This is a genomic window from Elstera litoralis, from assembly GCF_000963705.1.
GTDB classification, from domain to species: domain Bacteria; phylum Pseudomonadota; class Alphaproteobacteria; order Elsterales; family Elsteraceae; genus Elstera; species Elstera litoralis.
Genome location: NZ_LAJY01000808.1, coordinates 1 through 840, shown reverse-complemented (window position 1 = coordinate 840; position 840 = coordinate 1). Strand labels below are relative to the sequence as shown.

1 protein-coding gene is annotated in these 840 nt (G+C 38.8%); it reads right to left on the bottom strand.

The genetic code is table 11. The annotated features are described in order from the left end of the window. Positions 1 to 366: 366 nt before the first annotated feature. Positions 367 to 840: hypothetical protein (locus tag VZ95_RS19915; protein ID WP_045777417.1), on the bottom strand; the 474-nt coding region annotated here is incomplete at its 5' end.

Below are 840 nucleotides of genomic sequence, written 5' to 3'. Positions count from 1 at the left end.
GGTTGCCTCGGGTGGCGGCGACCGAAGCGACAATGGCGTTCTTCTCGTAGCGTAAGCGCTAAAGGAATAATCCGGCGGTTTGTTCCTTTGGGGCGCTTGATGGATGCGCCCCTTACTTTCTTAAACTCAGATCAGCGGTCAAAGGAAACTATGCGTCGCTGCTACTGATCTGATCCGGTTTCTCAATAGACGACAGTTTTGATATCATGTCTTCGATTCTGTCTATATTCTTTTTATAAGTTCCGTCTCTAATTTCGTGCATGATCTTTATTATTCCATTGATTAGATATTTCTCTACATTATTAGATATTTCTTCAATATTAGGAATTTTTTTTTAGACTTCCGTGAACGATCTTGCTTCTAGCGTCATAAGCTTTTTTTGAAGGCGTGGTAGACAGATTTCTTATCTTGCTCGTCAGAATGAAAAGCGGCATTCAGGCGTATTCTTAAGGATAGTTCGCTTTCTTCGGCTGAATTATATAATAGTTCAGCGGCTATCATTAAATCTAATAATCTATCACTATGATTTCTTCTGCTTTTTGAGTAATATACTCGCTTCATAGCGATTTTTATTTTTTCAAAGTCTCCCTGTTTTTCCTCGTTTAAGAAGGTAAATATGTTGTGGATTTCTGCTTGTTGAGCATCCTCGATTTCATGTTTGGTTCCCTTAAACATCGATCTCCTCTGGGAGGTTCTTTGGTCATCAACGATTGAGACTCCATCTACGTAAGTGTTTGTATAGGAAATTCGTGACGTCCGCGAGTTTAACAAGGAAGGCATCTTCACGTTATTCAGAATAAAGATAGTAGATGTTATAAATGCCTCAATAATAGTTTCAAT